17 protein-coding genes are annotated in these 18,775 nt (G+C 69.3%); 7 read left to right on the top strand and 10 right to left on the bottom strand.

All coding sequences use genetic code 11. The features are described from left to right. The first annotated feature begins 68 nt into the window (after window positions 1-68). Both CPZ00_RS07105 and CPZ00_RS07100 read left to right on the top strand, forming a co-directional pair. A complete protein-coding gene (locus tag CPZ00_RS07105; protein ID WP_096390266.1) occupies window positions 69-764 on the top strand; it encodes a hypothetical protein in 696 nt (231 codons plus the stop codon). Continuing rightward, window positions 761-2,131 (top strand): hypothetical protein, encoded by a 1,371-nt coding sequence (locus tag CPZ00_RS07100; RefSeq protein ID WP_096390265.1) that lies wholly within the window; start codon window positions 761-763, stop codon window positions 2,129-2,131. Before CPZ00_RS07105 ends, CPZ00_RS07100 begins: the two co-directional genes overlap by 4 nt. Before the next feature lie 50 nt (window positions 2,132-2,181). Here CPZ00_RS07100 and CPZ00_RS07095 read toward each other — a convergent pair whose 3' ends face one another. The 4 genes from CPZ00_RS07095 to hemL all read right to left on the bottom strand — a co-directional run bounded on the left by CPZ00_RS07095 (window position 2,182) and on the right by hemL (window position 6,464). Next, the gene (locus tag CPZ00_RS07095) at window positions 2,182-2,967 is read right to left on the bottom strand and encodes a uroporphyrinogen-III synthase (protein WP_096390264.1); all 786 of its coding nucleotides are present in this window, start codon (window positions 2,965-2,967) and stop codon (window positions 2,182-2,184) included. Beyond that, window positions 2,964-3,869, bottom strand: a complete 906-nt coding sequence (gene cobA, locus CPZ00_RS07090) for a uroporphyrinogen-III C-methyltransferase (RefSeq protein WP_096390263.1) — start codon at window positions 3,867-3,869, stop codon at window positions 2,964-2,966. The genes CPZ00_RS07095 and cobA overlap by 4 nt, the downstream gene beginning before the upstream one ends. Next, window positions 3,862-4,980, bottom strand: coding sequence for a hydroxymethylbilane synthase (gene hemC / locus CPZ00_RS07085; RefSeq protein ID WP_096390262.1), 1,119 nt, complete (start codon window positions 4,978-4,980; stop codon window positions 3,862-3,864). Before hemC ends, cobA begins: the two co-directional genes overlap by 8 nt. A gap of 140 nt (window positions 4,981-5,120) precedes the next feature. Further along, window positions 5,121-6,464 (bottom strand): glutamate-1-semialdehyde 2,1-aminomutase, encoded by a 1,344-nt coding sequence (hemL, locus tag CPZ00_RS07080; protein ID WP_096390261.1) that lies wholly within the window; start codon window positions 6,462-6,464, stop codon window positions 5,121-5,123. A gap of 138 nt (window positions 6,465-6,602) precedes the next feature. On the opposite strand from hemL, the gene CPZ00_RS07075 reads away from it, so the two are divergent. After that, window positions 6,603-6,851 carry a DUF7542 family protein gene (locus tag CPZ00_RS07075; RefSeq protein ID WP_096390260.1) on the top strand — a complete coding sequence of 83 codons (249 nt, stop codon included), beginning with the start codon at window positions 6,603-6,605 and terminating at the stop codon, window positions 6,849-6,851. 151 nt (window positions 6,852-7,002) lie between these two features. On the opposite strand, the gene CPZ00_RS07070 is transcribed toward CPZ00_RS07075, so the two are convergent. The 5 genes from CPZ00_RS07070 to hisB all read right to left on the bottom strand — a co-directional run bounded on the left by CPZ00_RS07070 (window position 7,003) and on the right by hisB (window position 11,720). Further along, complete coding sequence (locus CPZ00_RS07070) at window positions 7,003-8,670, bottom strand: ammonium transporter (protein ID WP_096390259.1); 1,668 nt, start codon at window positions 8,668-8,670, stop codon at window positions 7,003-7,005. A gap of 418 nt (window positions 8,671-9,088) precedes the next feature. Continuing rightward, window positions 9,089-10,120 (bottom strand): DNA repair and recombination protein RadA, encoded by a 1,032-nt coding sequence (gene radA, locus CPZ00_RS07065; protein ID WP_096390258.1) that lies wholly within the window; start codon window positions 10,118-10,120, stop codon window positions 9,089-9,091. Between the two features lie 138 nt (window positions 10,121-10,258). Beyond that, window positions 10,259-10,516 (bottom strand): DUF5789 family protein, encoded by a 258-nt coding sequence (locus CPZ00_RS07060; protein ID WP_199243404.1) that lies wholly within the window; start codon window positions 10,514-10,516, stop codon window positions 10,259-10,261. 94 nt (window positions 10,517-10,610) lie between these two features. Then, window positions 10,611-11,111 carry an amino acid-binding protein gene (locus CPZ00_RS07055; RefSeq protein WP_096390256.1) on the bottom strand — a complete coding sequence of 167 codons (501 nt, stop codon included), beginning with the start codon at window positions 11,109-11,111 and terminating at the stop codon, window positions 10,611-10,613. Window positions 11,112-11,114: 3 nt separating this feature from the next. Next, window positions 11,115-11,720 carry an imidazoleglycerol-phosphate dehydratase HisB gene (gene hisB, locus CPZ00_RS07050; RefSeq protein WP_096390255.1) on the bottom strand — a complete coding sequence of 202 codons (606 nt, stop codon included), beginning with the start codon at window positions 11,718-11,720 and terminating at the stop codon, window positions 11,115-11,117. 182 nt (window positions 11,721-11,902) lie between these two features. Between hisB and CPZ00_RS07045 the strand changes: the two genes are divergently transcribed. After that, the gene (locus CPZ00_RS07045) at window positions 11,903-13,324 is read left to right on the top strand and encodes an APC family permease (protein ID WP_096390254.1); all 1,422 of its coding nucleotides are present in this window, start codon (window positions 11,903-11,905) and stop codon (window positions 13,322-13,324) included. A 3-nt stretch (window positions 13,325-13,327) separates the two neighbouring features. Beyond that, the gene (locus CPZ00_RS07040) at window positions 13,328-14,212 is read left to right on the top strand and encodes a universal stress protein (protein WP_199243403.1); all 885 of its coding nucleotides are present in this window, start codon (window positions 13,328-13,330) and stop codon (window positions 14,210-14,212) included. Window positions 14,213-14,248: 36 nt separating this feature from the next. Here CPZ00_RS07040 and hisA read toward each other — a convergent pair whose 3' ends face one another. After that, window positions 14,249-15,010, bottom strand: coding sequence for a 1-(5-phosphoribosyl)-5-[(5-phosphoribosylamino)methylideneamino]imidazole-4-carboxamide isomerase (gene hisA / locus CPZ00_RS07035; RefSeq protein ID WP_096390253.1), 762 nt, complete (start codon window positions 15,008-15,010; stop codon window positions 14,249-14,251). Window positions 15,011-15,387: 377 nt separating this feature from the next. On the opposite strand from hisA, the gene pheS reads away from it, so the two are divergent. Further along, a complete protein-coding gene (gene pheS / locus CPZ00_RS07030) occupies window positions 15,388-16,923 on the top strand; it encodes a phenylalanine--tRNA ligase subunit alpha (protein WP_096390252.1) in 1,536 nt (511 codons plus the stop codon). Next, window positions 16,923-18,710: a phenylalanine--tRNA ligase subunit beta gene (gene pheT / locus CPZ00_RS07025; RefSeq protein WP_096390251.1), complete on the top strand. Its 1,788-nt coding sequence runs from the start codon at window positions 16,923-16,925 to the stop codon at window positions 18,708-18,710. Before pheS ends, pheT begins: the two co-directional genes overlap by 1 nt. The last annotated feature ends 65 nt before the right edge of the window (window positions 18,711-18,775 follow it).

The raw sequence follows: 18,775 nt of genomic DNA, 5'->3' as shown, positions 1-18,775 counted from the left end.
CTAAAAGTGGTCGTCGCGAGTCGGGCCGGTTCCCAACCTATTTGGTGTGGCACCGACCAGCCGGTTGTATGCCCGCCCTCCACCGGTCCCGGCGATCCCTCCTCGCCGCGGGCGCCGCCCTCCTGGCGAGCGCCGCGGCCGGGTGTCTCGACGGGAGCACCTCCACGAGCCGGACCGTCAACGACGACCCCTCGTATCCGCCCGAATCGGCCACGACCGACTTCGCGGTCGAGACGCTTCGCGACACGTCGCTCGATCCGATCATCCCGTTCGGGTTCGATCCGGCGGATCCGGACGGCGGTGTGGAGACGACCGACCCGGGTGCCTCCACCGCCACCCCGACGCCGGATCTCGAGAACCGGGGGCTCCGGAACCGGATGTGGTTCATCCTCGAGGATGCCCACCTCGACCGACTGCGGTTCGACCGTGAACCCGAAGGCGTCGACGACCTCCGGTCCTTCCTGGCCGCGACCGACTTCGAGTCCGAGTCGGCCGTTCTGATCCAGGAACCGATCCCGGCCTGTGACGCGCTCTCGACCGAGTACGTCGAGCTCGAGGACGACGCGTTTCACGCCAGCCGCTGTCGTCGGCTTCGGCCGGCGGACGCGGCCTGCGAGGTGGACGACCGCCACCTGCTCGTGACCGCGCTGCGCGTCCCGCAGCCCTACGAGACGTCACCCTCCGGGATGGGGCTCGGAACCAGCTCGAACTGCCGATTCGAATCGGTCGACTCGGCCGGACCGAGCGGAGGTGGCGACGCGTGAACCGGTCACGTCGGTCGGTTCTCGGAGCGATCGGTGCCGGGCTGACGCTCGCGTCGGCCGGCTGTCTTGACGTCCTCGACCGCGGCGAGGACGCTCGCCCGACGTACGATACCGCGGCGCTGGAGGGGACGGTCGAGTCCGCCATCGAGACGCCGCCGCAGCCGGAACCGGTCCAGCCGAGCACGGAGGCGGTCGCCGGGACGGCCGACCGCATCGACGCGCTGCTGGCCGACGTTCCGGACCCGCTCACCGCAGCCGACGTCCCGAACGGCGCCGCTCGCCGGGAGATCGAGCGGTTTCGCGACCGGGCTGCTCGTGGCCTCGAGGACGTCACGGACGCGCCGACCGCCGCTCGCGCGCTGGCGGAGTCACACGGCCCCCGCGGGAGCGCCCGGAGCGCCGCCGAGGCGGTCGCCGCCGTCGGATCGACGACGGAGCGGCGGTCCGCGGTCGAGGATGCCCACTCCGCGGCACGCGATCGACTCGCGACCGGTGCGGACGCGCTCACCTATGCGGGAGTCGACCCGCATCGAACCCTGCTGACCGCCGTCCGCCTCGAGAGTCTCCTCGATCGCGCCCGCACCGATCTCGATCGCCCCACGCATCACCACGCCGCGCCCGAGGGGCACGCGCTGTGGGTCGGCGAGCTGGCCGGGCAGGTCGAACGCGCCGTCTCGCGGCTGGCAGCCCTCGATCACCTGTCGGCGCGCCACCGCGAGCGTGCCGAGGCCGACGGCGACGATGCCGGCGACGATGCTGATGCCGGCGACGCTGGTGCCGGCGACGACTCGCCCACCGACTACGAGGGGCGGTTCACGGAGGCGCTCGAAACCGCCCGCGAGGACCTTCGGGCGGCCGAGTATCCAACCGACGAGACGAGCGATCCCCGCGAGTTGATCGAGACCGACGCGCGCCCGGCCCGGGAGCTGATGCTCGATGGCGTCCGGGTGGTTTCGCACCTGCACGAAACCCTGTTCGAGGAGCAGCGCCGACTCGGCCGGTCGCTTGCGACCGCCCTCGAGCTCGACGTCAACCGGCGGGCACTCGATCGCGTTCGAACGACCATCGAGGAGGGAGGACACCGCGAGGCGACGCCCGAGACGGTTCGGTCGGCCCGCGAGTCGGCGGTCGCGGCGCTCGAGGAGCTTCCCGTCTCGGCCGCCGATCCGACCGTCGGCGGCGATTTCATCGCGGCCGAACGGTCCCGGATCGCCTCGACGGACGACCGGATACACAGCTGGATCGAGGAGGACCGAACGGTCAGGCTGGACCGGGAGTACGCGCTGTACACGCTGTCGGCGGCACGGCTCGAGGCGTTTCCCGACGCGTGGGCGACGTTCGACGACCGGGTTACAAACGGGGAGTGAGGCCCGGTCGCGTTTCGGACCAGCTCCGCGTCGCTCCCGCGCCGAGACGTTCACTCGCCGCGGTGGCTCGGCGCCGCGCGCTCGACGACCGCAGTCGCGAGCGACTCGAAGGTCGCCTCCTCGGGAACGACGTCGACGTCGATCCCGTGTGCCGTGGCCGTCTCCCGGGTCGGGTCGCCGATGGTTCCGACGACGGCGTCCGAGAGTCCCGCCCGCGCAGCGTCCTCGACCCCGCGCTCGGCGGCGGCCTCGAGGAAGTGCTCGACGGTCAGCGAGGAGGTGAACGCGACGGCCTCCAGCTCTCCGTCGGCGGCCAGCTCGGTCGACCGGCCGGCTTCCTCGGGGCGGACGAGCCGGTAGAGCACCGTCTCGTGGACGTCGGCTCCCGCATCCGCGAGCCCCTCGGTGAGGACCGCGCTGCCGTGGTCCGAGCGTGCGACCTCGATCGCGACGCCGTCGTTCGTCGTGCCTTCGGTCCCCTCGCTTTCCTCGGCGATCCGGCCGGCGAGCAGGTCGACGAGTCCCTGGGAGGTGTACTCCTCGGGGATCAGATCGACGGTCCAGCCCGCCTTCCTGGCTGCCGCCGCGGTCGCGGGGCCGATCGCGACGAGCGTCGTTTCCGCGGGCGGCGCCCAGCCACGCTCCGCGGCAAGCTCGACCCCGGTCTTGCTCGTGAGGACGACGTAGGGCGCCTCCCCCGGCGTCTCGCCGGTCGGCTCCACGGCAAGCATCGGATCGGGTACCGGCTCGGCCCCCAGCGACGCCAACAGCTCGGACGCGCCGTCGATCCGATCGTCGTCCGGGCGGAAGACGGCGACGCGCACCTGCCGGCTCATCGCTGAGCCCCCCGTTCCCGCTCGGTTTCGGTTCCGACCGGCGTCGCGTTGTCGTTTCCGACCGGCGCCGCGTTGGCGTTCTCGAGGGCGTCGATCACGCGGTCCCGGCTTGCGGCGACCTCGCCGATCACCGTGATCGCCGGCGGCTCGATCCCCGCCTCGTCGCGGACCGACACGATCGTCTCGAGGGTCCCGGTGGCCACGCGCATGTCCGGCCACGTCGCGCGCTCGACGAGCGCCACGGGCGTCTCGGGGGCCATCCCCGCGCTCCGGAGTTCGGCGACGTACTCCGGCAGCTTGCCGACGCCCATCAACACGACGATCGTTCCGCCGGTGGCCGCAAGCGCCTCCCAGTCGACCGCCGAGTCCTCCTTCGTCGGGTCCTCGTGGCCCGTCACGAACGACACCGAGGAGGCGTGATCCCGGTGGGTTACGGGGATCCCGGCCACGCCGGCCCCGGCGATCGCCGAGGTGATGCCCGGAACGACCTCGACCGGCACGCCGGCCGCCGCGAGGTGCTCGAGCTCCTCGCCGCCGCGGCCGAACACGAAGGGGTCGCCGCCCTTCAGCCGTACGACCGTCCTCCCCTCGCGGGCGAGCTCGACCAGCCGGCGGTTGGTGTACTCCTGGGGCGTCCACTCGCCGTCGGCCCGTTTGCCGACGTCCTCGCGCTTCTCCTCGGGGATCGACTCGATGATCTCCGGGCCCGGCAGCTTGTCGTGGAGCACGACGTCGGCCGTCTCGAGGAGCCGCTTGGCCCGCACCGTCAGCAGCTCCGGATCGCCCGGACCCGAGCCGACGAGGTACACCTTGCCGGGCGCCTCATCGGGAACGTCGGTCGGGATCTCGTCCGCAGACGTCCCCGCCTCGTCCGCAGACGTCCCCGCCTCGTCCTCAGTCATCCTCGTCGCTCCGTTTGCGCGCGCGTTCGATCAGCTCGTCGGCACCCCGGTCGGCGAGATCGCGGCCGAACGTCCGCGCGTCCTGTCCGTACCGCTCGATGTCGAGGTCCCGCGTTTCGGCCACCTCCTCGGTCCCGTCCCGCGAGAGCACGCGGACGGTCGTGTGCACGTACGACCCCTGTACGATCGCGTTGATGCCGATCGGGGCGATACAGCCGCCGCCCAGCTCCGCGAGGATCGTCCGCTCCACGGTCGTCTCCACGCGCGTCCGTGGATGGTCGACGGCCGAGCGGATCGCATCGATCACGTCCGGGTCCGCCGCGACGACGGCGATCGCGCCCTGGCCGGCCGCCGGAACGAACTCGGTGCGCTCGAGCCGCACGGTCGGGACCTCCTCGAGCAGGCCGGACCGTGCGAGCCCGGCCTCCGCGAGCACCAGCCCGTCGTATTCGGTCTCGACCTCCCGTTCCATCGCCCCGCGCTCCAACTCGGAGAGCGAGTCGAACCACTCCTCGACGGTCGCCTCGAACTCGCGGCCGTCCTCATCGTCCGCTGCCGCGTTTTCGTCGCCCTCGGCGTCGCCCTTTCGCTCCGAGCGGGCCTCCATCCGGGCCTCGTGTTCGCGCTGGAGGCCCGGCGCGAGCAGCTTCTCGATCCGCGTGTCGACGTTGCCGCGGATCGGTTCCACCTCGAGGTCCGGTCGGGTGGCCTTGATCTCCGCGGTGCGGCGCAGCGAGGCGGTCCCGATCGTCGATCCCGGCTCGAGGTCGGCCAGGTCACGTCCGCCGGGCGTCACGAGGACGTCGCCGGCCGGCCCGCGTTCGGGGATGCCCGCGATGACGAGGTCGTCGAGCCCCTCCGTCGGGACGTCCTTCAGCGAGTGGACCGCGAGGTCGGCGTCGCCGGCGAGCACCTCCTCGTCCAGCGACCGGACGAACGCGCCCGTCTTCCCGAGCTCGTGGATGAGCGCGTCCGGGATCTGGTCGCCGCGGGTCTCGACCGTTCGGGTCTCGACCTCCCGGCGCCTGGTCGCGAGCGCGTCCGCGACCGTCGCCGCCTGTTTCACGGCGAGGTCGGATCCGCGGGTCGCGAGTCGAAGCGATCGTGTCATACTCGAACCGACGGTCCCGGCGGTGAAAAGGCCACCAATTTCGGTCGCGTCGTGTCGCGGCACGCTCGTCCGCCGGCGCGGCGGCGACCGCCGTACGCGCGATCGCGAGTTGCGGATCCGAGATCGCGCGTTTCCGGGCTCTAGAGCGCGTGTTTGTACGCCTCGAGGGTCTCCTCGACGTCCGCCTCGGTGTGGGCGTACGAGACGAACTGGCTCTCGAACTGGTTGCCGGTCAGAAGGATCCCCTGCTCTTTCATCTCCTGGCGGAAGACGCGCTCCCAGCGGTCGGTCTCGGCGCTGGCGACGTCGGCGCCCGTCTTCGGACAGTAGTCGTACCGCGGACAGTCGGGATCCTGGGTACACCCCGCCGAACAGCACGCCTCGAGGTCCTCGCCGCTGGGCCCCTCGCGCGTGAAGATCGTCTTGAAAAGCGAGTCCGTCCCGACGACCGTGTACGTCGGCGCCTGGTCGGCGCAGATGTCGGTGATCCCGGCGCGGAGCTTCTCGCCGAGCCCGTTGACGTGCTCGTAGACGTCGTGTTCGGCCGCGTACTCCAGGTAGGCCTTTCCGGCCGCCATCGCCACCGGGTGGCCCGAGAAGGTCCCCGCCTGGAAGACGTCGCCCGCCGGGGTGAACCCCTCCATCACGTCCGCGCGGCCACCGATCGCGCCGACCGGGAACCCGCCGCCGACGATCTTCCCGAACGTGGTGAGATCGGGAGTGACGCCGAGTTTCCCTTGTGCACAGCCCAGCCCGCCGACGCGGAAACCGGTGATCACCTCGTCGAAGACGAGTAGCGAGCCGTGCTCGTCACACAGTTCGCGCAGCGTCTCGTGATAGCCGTCGACCGGCATCACGATCCCGGAGTTCGCGAGGATCGGTTCGACGAGCACCGCGGCGATGTTCTCGCCGTGTTCGGCGAAGACCTCGCGTGCGGCCTCCGGGTCGTTGAACGGCACCGGGAGGGTGTGTTCGGCGAACTCGTCGGGAACGCCCGCGGTGGAGGGCGCCTGCGAGCCGGGTTCGCCCTCGACGAGCGTCGACTCCTGGGCGCCGTGGTAGCCGCCCTGCATCACCACGATCTTGTCGCGACCGGTGTGGCCCCGGGCCAGTCGGACCGCGGAGACGGTCGCCTCCGTGCCGGAGTTGACGAACCGTACCTGCTCGACGCTCGGGACGTGACGCGCGATGAACTCGGCGTGTTCGACCTCGACCTCGGTCGGGACGCCGTACATCGGGCCGTCGGCCGCCGCGGACTGGATCGCCGCCGTCACCGGCTCGGGGACGTCGTGACCGTACAACAGCGGCCCGTAGCCCATCACCCAGTCGACGTACCGGTTTCCGTCCGCGTCGATCACGTGGCCGCCGTCGCCGCGGTCGACGAACACCGGGTGCGGCAGCGTCGCCCGCACCGAGGAGTTCACCCCGCCGGGAAGCACCGAGAGCGCGCGGTCGTACAGCGCGCGCGAGCGGTCGTTATTCATACGCCCCCCTTCGACCGGGAGGTGAAAAAGGGGTTCCGTTCGGAGCGCGGTCGGTTCGCCCCACGTTCGTTCGGAGCGTGCTCGTCCGGATCCATTTACACCACGATCGTTTTGGCTGCCGGTCCCCATCGATCCCGTATGGCCACCGCCCGCGTGACGGTCGACTGCGATTCCTGCTCGTTCACGGAGACGTTTCCGTCCCTTCGCCGAGCGCGGACCGCCCTCGAGGACCACCGGCGAACCCACGGTCACGACGCCGACTGGTCGATCGACCGCCTCTCCCCGGGCGTGGAACGTGCCGGCGCCGATGCCGGCGTCTGTGGCCGGCCCGAATGTACGACGTCCGACTCGCCGCTGGTTCGGGACCGGCTCGACGCCGAGGAGTGACGCGGGCGGGTGAGGACGTCACTTCCGGTAGCTGCTTAAAAGGGATAGGGTAACTGCTTAAAAGGGATAGGGTAACTGCTTAAAAGGGATAGGGTAACTACTTAAAAAAAGCCCGCCAGAGGATCGGACCGATTCGGACTCTCTCGGCGGCTTACACCGCCTCTGGACCGGCCGTGCCGGTGCGCACCTGCAGCGCGTCCTCGACGGGCAGGACGAAGACCTTCCCGTCGCCGGGCTCGCCGGTGCTTGCGGCCTCGCGGATCGCGTTCGCGACCTCGTCGGCCGGGACGTCGGCGACGACGCACTCGACCTTCACCTTCTGGTGGAGGTCGACGACGTACTCCTCGCCGCGCCACTGGCCCGTCTTGGCCGGCTGGGAGCCGCGGCCGGAGACGTTCGTGACCGTCAGCGAGGGTGCGCCGACTCCCGCGAGCGCCGTCTTGATGTCGCCGAGCTTCTCGGGGCGGACGATCGCCGTAACCATCTTGATCTCCGAGCCTGCCTCCTCGCCGCCGTCGGCACGGACGCTGGTTCCGGAGCCGTCGGCGGCGATCGGCTTGCCGAACTCGGGGTAGGTGTCGACGCCGTGCTCGGAGACGTCGAGCCCCTCACGCTCGTGTTCAAGCGAAACGCGGGCCTGCCCGGCCGCCTTGAAGGCGCCGAAGACCGCCGCGGTCGCCGCGACCGTCCAGACCGTGATCACGGCGGTTCCGACCACCTGCGAGACGAGCAGGTCGACCGAGAAGCCGTTCACGTGGACGAACGGCAGCGCCAGGATCCCGATGACGCCGGCGGAGCCGTGGACCGGGAAGACCGCACAGACGTCGTCGATCTGCAGCGTGTCCGAGACGAACTCGAAGACGAACGGGAGCTGGAGGCCGCAGATCAGCGCGACCGCGATGGCGCCCCACCAGGTGACGAGGTCGACGATCCCGGTGACGCCGACGAGCCCCGCAAGCAGCCCGTTGGCGACGTAGAGGGTGTCGACCTTCTTCGTGAGCGCGAGCGCCCCGAGCGCCGCGCCGATGCCCCCGGCGGCCATCCCGAGCGTCGTCGTGAGCGCGACGCGACCGACGACCCCGAAGCCGCCGAGCGTCAGCTCGCCGTTCTCGACCGCGAAGACGGTCGCGGTCGTGCCGACGTTGAAGCCGTACCAGCCGAACGCGAGGACGAGCGTTCCCAGGACCGCGAACGTCATCGAGTGACCGGGAATGACGTTCGTGGAGCCGTCGTCGGCGTAGCGGTCCATCCGCGGGCCGATCACGTACGCGGCCGTGAGGCCGGCGATCCCGCCCATCCCGTGGACGACCATCCCGCCGGCGAAGTCCGTGAAGCCGAGTCCCGCCAGGAGGCCGCCGCCGTACCAGGACATCCCCGCCACGACCGGGTAGATGACCGCCGATAACACGATCGTGTAGCCGACGTACGCGCGGAGCTTCGCGCGGCCGGCGACCGCGCCGGAGACGATCGTCGCCGCCGTCATCGCGAAGACGGCGCCGAACAGCCAGCTGTTGACCCACGCGCCGTCGGGCGCGGTCATCGCGGCCGTGAACGTCTCCATCGAGACGCCGCTGCCGCCCGCGACGGCCTCGACGCCGAACCCGATCAGGAAGTAGACCAGGATGCCGACGCTCCAGGTCAGCAGGTTCTTCGTCAGCTGGTTCGCCACGTTCTTCGCGCGCACCTGCCCCGCCTCCAGCATCGCGAAGCCGGCGTGCATGAAGAAGATCAGGAAACAGACGACCGCGACCCACAGCAGGTTCACGCCCTCGGCGATCACCGAGGGATCGACCTGCGCGAGGAGACCCGCGCCCACCATCAGGCGATCACCGCCCCATCGTGGGAAGATTGTTTACGATCGTGAACTATTCCAACCGTTTCCTTCGCGTTCGTGTTCGAAATCACGTTCCGATTGGGGTAGATGGAGGTATATAAATCGTGGAGTTGAAAAATAGCACAATATATGGGTGTCAGTAGACGTTCGTCAGATATACAATCGAATTAGGCCAATATAAGGACGTATTCTCGGCAGTTCCGTTACAAATGTTGCCGAACAACTTGACGATCGTTTTGTCGGATGAGTGGTATATACGCCCGAAACGCTCGCGCGCGCTCCTCGTGAGTCGCCGCCGCGGAGATCGGTGCAAACGACGGTGTCGCGGGAATCGTTACAAACGACGGTGTCGGCTCGCGTGAGTGGTGTGTGACCGACGTTCGTCGTGTCCTGCCGGGCCGTCTTATTCCGGTTTGAGGCCGGCGTCCTGGACGCGCATCACGGCCTCGCCGTCGGCGAGGTTCGGCGCGTCGACGAGCCGGACGATCCGCTTGTCGCCCTTCGACTTGCGCAGGTAGATCCGGAACGTGGAGGTGTGGCCGAGGATGTTGCCGCCGATCGGCTGGGTCGGGTCGCCGAAGTAGGAGTCGGGGTTCGAGGCAACCTGGTTGGTGACGAGGATCGACGTGTTGTATAGGTCGCCGATCCGCATCAGGTCGTGGAGGTGTTTGTTCAGCTTCTGCTGGCGCTCGGCGAGCTCGCCCCGGCCGACGTACTCGGCGCGGAAGTGGGCCGTCAGCGAGTCCACGCAGACGAGCCGGATCGGCCACTCGCTCTCCTCGTGTTCGCCCGCCAGTTCCTTGGCCTTCTCGGCCAGCAGGATCTGGTGGTTGGAGTTGAACGCCTTCGCGACGTGGATCCGATCGAGGAACGCCTCGGTGAGTTCGGTCAGCGCCTCGTCGCTGTTCGGCGTTCCCTCGATCTCGCGGCGTTCGAGTTCGGTCTCGAGGATCTCGTCGTCGAGCCCGCGGACCATATCGTCGATCCGCTCGGGTCGGAACGTGTCCTCGGTGTCGACGAAGATGCAGCCGCCGTCGAGTCCGCCGTGCTCGCGGGGCAGCTGGACGTTCACCGCGAGCTGGTGGGTCACCTGCGATTTCCCGGCGCCGAACTCGCCGTAGACCTCGGTGATCGACTGCGTCTCGACGCCGCCGCCGAGCAGCTCGTCGACCTCGTCGATCTGCCAGGAGAGCTTGCCGATCTGCTCGCGACGCTCGAGGACGGCCGCGCCGGTCTCGAAGCCGCCGACGTCGGCGGCCTCCCGCGCGGCGTTGATGATGTCCGAGGCGGTCGAGGAGCCGATGTCGGCGGTGTTCGACAGCTCCCCGGGACTGGCGACCGCGATGCTCTGGTAGCTCTCGTAGCCGGTGTCAACGAGCTTGTCCGCGGTCGCGGGGCCGACGCCTGGGAGGTCTTCGAGTTCGTCTTCGGGCATGTACTCCCCGCTTGTTCGCTCTCCCATATAAACCCACGTTAACAGGTGGGTGAAAGTGAAATATGCGGAGACGTCTCACGATCACCGCCGCTGGTTCACGGCAGGTAACCCCACAAAATGGACGCGAAATCGGCTGTACTAGGCGTCGCCGTCCGACTGTCCCGGTTCGCCGACCGCTTCGACCGGCACGTTTCCGAAGACCGCGGCCTCGAGGTCCTCCATCGATCGGAAGACCTCGTCGTTCGACCGGTCGACGACCGCAGCCAGCGACTCCCTCCCGTCGGCGTACAGGAGCGTCACGTCGGACAGTTCCTCGCGCGCGTCGGTTCGTTCGATCGGGTAGTCGAGCGCGTCGATGACGGTTCGGAGCCGGTTTAGCCGTACCTCGGTGCTCATACCGTCCATACGGGCGCGAGCCGTATTAACGGTATGCGCGGTTCACGGCCGTATTGATTCCCGTATTCGTGGCGTGCTTCCCGTCTCCGCCGGCTCAGAACTCGACGCGGCGCACGTAGGGGAGCTCCCGGATCGCCACGAGCAGCTCGCCCGGCACGTCGTCGTCGAGGATCACGTAGAGCTTCGGGTCGGCAGCGAACTCCGGGTCGTCGCTGATGATCTGCCGGATCGTGAGCCCGTGCTCGGCGATGAGCCCGGACACCTCCGCGACGATCCCGGACTCGTCCGCCGCGGCCACCTCGACGGTGAGGACGGTCAACTCGAGCACTGGCGCGAGGTCCATCAGGCTCGCGATCGAGGAGATGTTCGCGAAGATGCGCCGCAGCTCCGGGTCCTCCCGGATCGCGTCGGTCGTGGAGTCGACGACGCGACGGTCCACGTCCAGCTCGCGCGCGATCCCGGTGTAGGGGATCTCGATCCCGCCCGAGACCACGCGCCCGTCCTCGTTGACGGAGAACCCGCGCTCTAAGAGCAGGCGGATCACCGCCTGCTGGCTCGGCGACCCCTCGAACTTGCCGAGGATCTCGTCGAACATCACTTATAAGTCGCCCTTCGTGCTCGGGGTGTCCGAGCGCCGCTCGTCGAGCCGGGTCGCGTCGTCGAGCGCGCGCGCGAGCGCCTTGAACAGCGCCTCCACCTCGTGGTGGGCGTTCTCGCCGCGGACGACCTCGGCGTGCAGCGTCAGGTCGGCGTTGTGCGCCAGCGACATCGCGAAGTGGTCGGCCATCACGCTCGTGAACTCCCCGACCGAGTCCTGTGAGAACTCGCCCGCGAACTCGTAGTAGGGTCGCCCCGAGACGTCGACGACCACCGACGCGACCGCCTCGTCGAGCGGGACGCGACGGTCGGCGTACCGGCGGATCCCGCGCTTATCGCCCAGCGCCGCCGCGAACGCCTCGCCCAGACAGATCGCCACGTCCTCGACGGTGTGGTGGTCGTCGATGTGGACGTCCCCGTCACAGCGGACGGTCAGATCGAACAGTCCGTGCGTGGCGAAGGCCGTCAACATGTGGTCGAAGAAGCCGATCCCGGTGTCGATCTCGCCGTCCCCGTCCCCGTCGATCGTCAGCGTCACGTCGATATCCGTCTCCGCGGTCGCGCGGGAGACGGCCGCGCTGCGGTCGGCGCCGCTCGATCCGTTCATACCGGTCACTCGCGGCCGACTCTTAAGGGAATTGCGGGCGGCCAATTCCCGCGAGACCGATCCGTCGAGACCACGTCCGAGGGATTGGGACGCTTGCGGGGACGCTGTCAGGGAGGTTTGCGGGTGCGTTGCGGGTCGCTGGCGGCGGTGGCTATTTCGGGCCCGCACGGGATCGGTGCGATATGGGACCGGATGACGCGACGAAACGGGACGATCGTGGCGATCCTGCGCCGCCGGATCAACCGGCACCCGCGGTCGAACACGACCGTGACCGGGGTGAGGGGGAGCTCGAGCGAACGATCGGGCTCGTCGGCGGCCTCGCGATCGGCATCGGGACGATGATCGGGGCGGGGATCTTCGTCTTTCCGGGGCTCGCCGCGGAGAGCGCCGGCCCGGCCGCATCGCTCTCGTTCGCGATCGGCGCGGTCGTCGCGCTGTTGGTCGCGCTCCCGCTCTCGGAACTCGCGACCGCGATGCCCCGCAGCGGCGGCGGCTACTTCTTCATCTCCCGGGGACTCGGCACCGGACCGGGCGCCGTCATCGGCATCGGCCTCTGGCTCGGGCTCGTGTTCGCGTCCGCGTTCTACCTCGTCGGGCTCGGGAGCTACGCCGGCCAGGTGTTCGCCGAGGCGGGGATCTCCCTGCCGGTGGATCCGGCGGTGCCCTTGGGGGTGGCCTTCGGCGTCGCGCTCACCGTCCTCAGCGTCTTCGGGACCGAGAACACGGCGTCGCTGCAGAACGCGATCGTGATCGTGTTGCTCGTCATCCTCACGCTGTTTTTGAGCTACGGGAGCCTCGACGCGCTCGGCGTGTTCGGCACCGAGTCGACCCCGGAGCGGTTCCTCCCGCCCGGCGGCATGGTGCCGGTGTTGCGGACCGCCGCGCTCGTGTTCACCTCGTACCTCGGCTTCGCGCAGGTGGCGACGGTCGCCGGCGACATCACCGATCCGAGCCGAAACCTGCCGCTGGCGATGGTGGGATCGGTGCTCGTCGTCGGGGCGTTCTACGTCGTCACCATCTTCGTGGCGACCAGCGCGTTCGGGAGCGCTCGACTCGGCGGGTTCGGCGAGACCGCGATGGTCGAAGTCGCCCGCGCCTTCGTCGGCCTTCCGGGGGCGCTCGCGATCGTCGTCGCCGGGCTGCTCGCCACGTTCTCGAGCGCGAACGCCTCCATCCTCAGCGCCTCCCGGGCGGTGTACGCCGTGAGCCGCGATGACCTCCTTCCCACGTCCGCCAGCCGCCTCAACCTCCGGTACGGAACGCCACACGTCGCATTGGGGATGGCCGGGGGCCCGATCGTCGTGCTCGCGGCGACCGGCCAGGTGGAGCTGCTCGCTGAGGTCGCCTCCGTCCTCCATCTCGTGATGTACGGACTCGTCTGCGTCGCCCTGATCCAGCTTCGACGCGAGTCGCCCGAGTGGTATACCCCCTCGTTCCGCTGTCCGGCGGGGTTCCTCGTCGCCGGTCTCGGCACGCTCGCGAGCCTCTCGCTCATCGCGTTCATGCAGCCGGCGTCGATCGGCGTCGGCGCCGCCGTGATGGTCGCCGCCTACGCCTGGTACCGGTACTACGCCACCGACGTCGAACTCAAAGGAGCGTTCTGAACCATGACTGACACTGACCCCACAACCCCAACCGACGCGCCGACCGACACGGCAGCCGACGCGCCGACCGACACGGCAGCCGACGCGCCGACCGACACGGCCACCGAGGCCGACGGTGATCCGTCCATCGACCGGCCGGATCGACCGACCGTCCTCTATCCGATCCGAGTGCTGGAGGGTGAGTCGCTGCCGACCGGGATCGCGGAGCTGCTCGCGAACGCGCACGTCGTGCTCGCCGGCTACCACGTCATCCCCGAACAGACCGCGGCCGACCAGGCCCGCGAGCAGTTCGGCGAGCGCGCGATGGCCAAACTCGAGGAGTTCGCGGCGGCGCTTTCCGACGCGGGCGCAACGGTCGACGTTCGCCTCGTCTTCACGCACGAGGCGCAGGCGACGATCAACCGGCTGATCTACGAACACGACTGTCTCGCCGTGCTCGTCCCCAACGGTGTCGACGTCCCCGAGTCGGTGCTGCTCGCGGTTCGGGGTGACGTCGGACTCGACCGAAACACCCGCCTCGTCGCCGGGTTGTTCGCGACGACCGACGCGACGATCACGCTGTATCACGCGCTCGATGGCGACGAACCCGACGCGGAGGGGGAGTCGCTGCTGGAGACGACGACTGCTGCGCTCGTCGACCGCGGCGTCAGCCCCGAGGCGATCGAGACGATCCTCGACCGCCCCGACGCGCCGATCGAGGCCATCGCCGGCCACGCCGCGGACCACGACGCGGTCGTGATGGGGGAGACGGATCCGTCGGTCACGACGTTCGTCTTCGGGATGCCCTCCGAGCAGGTCGCCGAGCGGTTTCTCGGACCGGTGTTCGTCGTCCAACGCGAACGGCCCGGCGAGGGGCAGGCAGGCGATGATGAGCCAGGCGAGGAGTGACCGCGCGGGCTTCCGCCGTTCACTTCATACGCTCGCTCACTCCGCGCCGTCGCCGGACGCGGCTCGTTTCGCCTCCCGGAGCGTGAACGATCCCTCGTACAGCGCCGTGCCGATCACGACCGCGGCCGCACCCGCCTTACGCAGCGAAACCACGTCATCGAGGCTTGCCACCCCGCCGGAGGCGATCACGGGGATGTCGACCGCGTCCACGACCGCCTCGACGGCCTCCCGGTCGATCCCCTCGAGTTGTCCCTCGACGTCGACGTTGGTGAAGAGGATCGCGCCCGCGCCCAACTCCTCGTAGCGCGCCGCCGCCTCGGCCGGGTCGAGGCCGGTCGACTCGGTCCACCCCGAGACGACGACCTCGCCGTCCTTCGCGTCGAGGCTCACCACGACCGTCCCGGGGTGCGTTTCGGCGATCGACTCCACGATCGGCGGGTCCTCCACGGCCGCGGTGCCGAGGATGACGCGGTCGATCCCCAACTCGAGCAGCGCCCGCGCGTCCGCCACGGTGCGGATCCCGCCGCCGAGCTGGAGGTCGACGTCGTCCCCGACCGCGTCGACGATCGCTTCGAACGCAGGGGCGTTGACGCGTTCCCCCTCGAAGGCGCCGTCCAGATCCACGAGATGCAGCGTCTCCGCACCCTCGTCGATCCAGCGCTCGGCCGCCTCGACCGGGTCGCCGTACCGCTTGCCGGTTCCGCGCTCGCCCTGCACGAGCTGGACGACCTCGCCGTCCTGGACGTCGACCGCCGGGATCACCTCGAAGCCGTCAGCAAAGGCATCGGTCTCGCTCATACGTTCGCGTTGGACGGCCCGGGATTAAGCCGGTCGGTTCCCGGAGGTGGCTGCCACCGTTTTCGGGACGACGCACAACGCATATATCGTCGCCGACCGCACTCCCAGGTATGGCACTCGAACCCGCCACCGTTCGGATCGCCCGTGACCGCGCCGGCTTCGGGTTCGAGTTCGGTTTTCGCTGACTCGCGCGTGGCGGATCCCCTCCGCTGTAGACATCCCGCAGCGGGGCGGTGAAACCGCGCGCACCGTGTTCTCTCCCGCGATCCGCCGGACCGACGTCTCGGTCACCGACCGAACACGGAACGCTTACGACCCTCACGCCGCCGAACGTACGCACGAGAGACGACGCCGACCACACGAGATATACTCACCATATGCGACTCACGGAAGCCCAACTCGCGGTCCTCGAGGCCGCGAGCGCGACCGACGACCGACCGATCGACGATCTCGCGGCCGAGATCGACGAGAAACCCGAGACAGTCACGCGAGCCGCCTTCGAGCTCGCGGACGAGGGACTGCTCACGGTCAGCGAGGCCGACCGGGTCTCGGTGACGATCACCGACGAGGGCCGCGAGTACGTCGAAAGTGACCTCCCCGAGATCCGACTCCATCGTGCGGCCCTCGACGCCGGTGCCGACGAGGACCCCCGGTCGATGGGCGAGATCATCGGCCGGGCAGGCCTCGAGGGGCCGGCGGTCGACATCGCCCTGTCGAACTACGCCCGCAAGGGCTACGGAACCATCGAGTCCGGCGAGATAACCGCCGCTCCCGACGTCGACCCCGCCGAGGATCCCGAACTCCTCGCGCTCGAGGCGATCGATGCGGCGACGGCCGATCGAGAGGGATCCGTCCAACCGCCCGAATCGGTCGACGACGACGTCCTCGAGAGCCTGGAGCGCCGCGGACTCGTCGACCGCACCGAGTCGACCGTGCGCTCGGTCACGCTCTCGGAGGAGGGTGTGACCGCCCTGATGGAGGGGATCGAGACGGCAGAGACGGTCGACCGACTCACGCCCGAACTGCTCACGAGCGGCGACTGGCGGGACGTGGAGTTCGCCGAGTACAACGTCGAGGCGGACGCCGAGACCGCCACGGGCGGTCGCAAGCACATCCTTCGGCAAACCGCCGACCGCGTGAAGGACGTCCTCGTCGGGATGGGCTTTCGGGAGATGGAGGGCCCGCACGCGGATTCGGAGTTCTGGATCAACGACTGCCTGTTCATGCCTCAGGACCACCCCGCGCGGACCCATTGGGACCAGTTCGCGCTGGATCTCCCGCCGATGGAGCAGATCCCGCCGGGGCTGCTCGAGCGCGTCGAGCGCGCCCACCGCGAGGGATGGGGCGAGGACGGAGATGGCTACCACTCCCCGTGGACCGAGGACGTCGCGCGGGCGATCGACCTGCGCGGCCACACGACCTCGCTGTCGATGCGGCACCTCTCCGGGTTCGCGCTGGGCGACCTGGAGCCGCCGCAGCGGTTCTTCTCGGTCGAAAAGGTCTACCGCAACGACACCCTCGATCCGACCCACCTGCTGGAGTTCTTCCAGATCGAGGGGTGGGTGATGGCCGAGGACCTCTCGGTGCGCGACCTGATGGGCACCTTCGAGGAGTTCTACCGGCAGTTCGGGATCACCGACGTGCAGTTCAAACCGCACTACAACCCCTACACCGAACCCTCCTTCGAGCTGTTCGGCCGCCATCCCGAGACGAACGAACTCATCGAGATCGGCAACTCGGGGATGTTCCGCGAGGAGGTGTTGGGCCCGCTGGGCGTCGAGTGCGACGTGATGGCGTGGGGACTCGCCCTGGAGCGACTGTTGATGTTGATGTACGGCTTCGACGACATCCGCGACGTGCACGGGACGCTGTGTGACCTTGAACTGCTGCGGGAGACGGAGGTGGTGCGGTAATGCCCGTCGTCGACGTCGACCCCGACGAGCTGCGCGAGCTGACCGGCCACGAGAAGACCGACGAGGAGTTCATCGACGACCTGTTCGCGCTCGGGCTGGAGTTCGAGGGCGAGACGGACGAGGGAGAGCTCCAGCTCGAGTTCGCCCCCGACCGCCTGGACCGACTTTCGGTCGAGGGAATCGCCAGGTCGCTCCGGTACCACTACGGCGACGCCCGCGGCGTGCACGTTCCCGACACGAACGACGCCGACTGGACGATCGAGGTCGCGGACTCGGTCCCCGACGAGCGACCGTACGTCACCGGCGCGGTCGTTCGTGGCGTGGATCTGGACGACGACGCGCTCGATTCGCTCATCCAGCTCCAGGAGAAGCTCCACGCGACGATGGGCCGCAAGCGCGCGAAGGGCGCGATCGGCATCCACGACCTGACGATGATCAAGGGCAACGCGGGAGGCGACGGCGACGGCAACGCGATAACCTACCGCGGGGTCGAGCCCGACGGCGACACGTTCGTCCCGCTCGATTCGGACGCCGAGATGACTCCGGCGGACGTGCTCGCGAACCACGACACCGGCCGCACCTACGCCGATCTCGTCGCCGAGTACGACCGCTATCCGGCCATCTACGACGACCTCGGGCTCTTCTCGTTCCCGCCGGTCATCAACGGGCGCCGGACCGAGGTGACCACGGGGAGCCGCGAGCTGCTCGTGGAGATGACGGGCACCGACCAGTGGACGATCGACCGGATGCTGGCGATCGTCTGTTACGCGCTGTCGGCCCGCGGCGCCACGATCGAGGACGTCGAGGTGGCGTATCCCGACGCCGACGCCGCCACTTCGGCGTCGACAGACGCCGACGCCGACGCCGACGCCGACGCCGACGCCACCCACCCCAGCGCCGGGCGGACGCTCGTCCGGCCCGACCTCGAGGTGACCGAGAAGTCGGTCTCCCACGACCGCATCGAGTCGACGATCGGCGTCGCGTTCGACCCTGACGAGGTCGTCGACCTCCTCGAGCGCTCCGGGCTCGACGCGACCTACACGCTCGGCGAGGAGGTCGTCTACGACGTCGAGATCCCGCCGTACCGCGTCGACGTCCTCCACCCCTACGACCTCGTGGACGACGTCGGGCGCGCGTACGGATTCAACGACCTGGAGCCACGCTACCCCGACGTCGGAACCGTCGGCGGCCGCCACGACCGGTCGCGGCTCGAGGACGCCGCCCGCGCGAGCCTCGTCGGGCTCGGGTTCGAGGACCTGCTCAACTTCCATATGATAAGCGGTCCGGAGAACTACGACCGGCTGCGCGTCGAGCCCGGGACCGAGGTCCTCGGGGGCGGCGATCCCGTCGAGATCACCGAGCCGTACAGCGAGGACTACACGCAGCTGCGCACGTGGGCGCTCCCCTCGCTGCTGATGGTCCTCGAGCGGAACACTCACCGGACGTACCCGCAGGATCTGGCGGAGATCGGGCTGGCCGCCGAGCGCGACGACGCGGAGAACACCCGGGTCGCAGAGCGTCGGACCGTCGCGGCCGTCCTCGCCCGGACCGACGCGAGCTACGAGGACGCGAAAGCCCGGCTGCAGGCGGTCTGTCGCGACTTCGACGTCGCTCTCGAGACGCCCCCGACCGACCATCCGACCTTCATCGACGGGCGCACCGCCGCGATCGAGATCGACGGCGAGCGGGTCGGCGTGATCGGCGAGGTTCACCCCGCCGTGCTCGTCGAGCACGACCTGGAGCTGCCGGTGGCGGCCTTCGAGTTCCGGCTGGACGCGCTGGAGTAGCGCTCGAGGGAGCGGACCGAACGCTCCGCCCGCCGCCCCGTACCGATCGAGGCGCTTAACAGGCA

The organism is Halopenitus persicus (assembly GCF_002355635.1).
Lineage (GTDB): Archaea > Halobacteriota > Halobacteria > Halobacteriales > Haloferacaceae > Halopenitus > Halopenitus persicus_A.
Note: the sequence above shows the minus strand (reverse complement) of the source record. Positions and strands in the feature narration are given on the sequence as shown.

What these genes read in the sequence shown, in the direction of transcription:
- CPZ00_RS07105 (WP_096390266.1), top strand. Translation starts at nt 69, where the DNA reads ATGCCCGCCCTCCACCGGTCCCGGCGATCCCTCCTCGCCGCGGGCGCC.
- CPZ00_RS07095 (WP_096390264.1), bottom strand. Translation starts at nt 2,967, where the DNA reads ATGAGCCGGCAGGTGCGCGTCGCCGTCTTCCGCCCGGACGACGATCGG.
- cobA (WP_096390263.1), bottom strand. Translation starts at nt 3,869, where the DNA reads ATGACTGAGGACGAGGCGGGGACGTCTGCGGACGAGGCGGGGACGTCT.
- hemC (WP_096390262.1), bottom strand. Translation starts at nt 4,980, where the DNA reads ATGACACGATCGCTTCGACTCGCGACCCGCGGATCCGACCTCGCCGTG.
- hemL (WP_096390261.1), bottom strand. Translation starts at nt 6,464, where the DNA reads ATGAATAACGACCGCTCGCGCGCGCTGTACGACCGCGCGCTCTCGGTG.
- CPZ00_RS07075 (WP_096390260.1), top strand. Translation starts at nt 6,603, where the DNA reads ATGGCCACCGCCCGCGTGACGGTCGACTGCGATTCCTGCTCGTTCACG.
- CPZ00_RS07070 (WP_096390259.1), bottom strand. Translation starts at nt 8,670, where the DNA reads ATGGTGGGCGCGGGTCTCCTCGCGCAGGTCGATCCCTCGGTGATCGCC.
- radA (WP_096390258.1), bottom strand. Translation starts at nt 10,120, where the DNA reads ATGCCCGAAGACGAACTCGAAGACCTCCCAGGCGTCGGCCCCGCGACC.
- CPZ00_RS07060 (WP_199243404.1), bottom strand. Translation starts at nt 10,516, where the DNA reads ATGAGCACCGAGGTACGGCTAAACCGGCTCCGAACCGTCATCGACGCG.
- CPZ00_RS07055 (WP_096390256.1), bottom strand. Translation starts at nt 11,111, where the DNA reads ATGTTCGACGAGATCCTCGGCAAGTTCGAGGGGTCGCCGAGCCAGCAG.
- hisB (WP_096390255.1), bottom strand. Translation starts at nt 11,720, where the DNA reads ATGAACGGATCGAGCGGCGCCGACCGCAGCGCGGCCGTCTCCCGCGCG.
- CPZ00_RS07045 (WP_096390254.1), top strand. Translation starts at nt 11,903, where the DNA reads ATGGGACCGGATGACGCGACGAAACGGGACGATCGTGGCGATCCTGCG.
- CPZ00_RS07040 (WP_199243403.1), top strand. Translation starts at nt 13,328, where the DNA reads ATGACTGACACTGACCCCACAACCCCAACCGACGCGCCGACCGACACG.
- hisA (WP_096390253.1), bottom strand. Translation starts at nt 15,010, where the DNA reads ATGAGCGAGACCGATGCCTTTGCTGACGGCTTCGAGGTGATCCCGGCG.
- pheS (WP_096390252.1), top strand. Translation starts at nt 15,388, where the DNA reads ATGCGACTCACGGAAGCCCAACTCGCGGTCCTCGAGGCCGCGAGCGCG.
- pheT (WP_096390251.1), top strand. Translation starts at nt 16,923, where the DNA reads ATGCCCGTCGTCGACGTCGACCCCGACGAGCTGCGCGAGCTGACCGGC.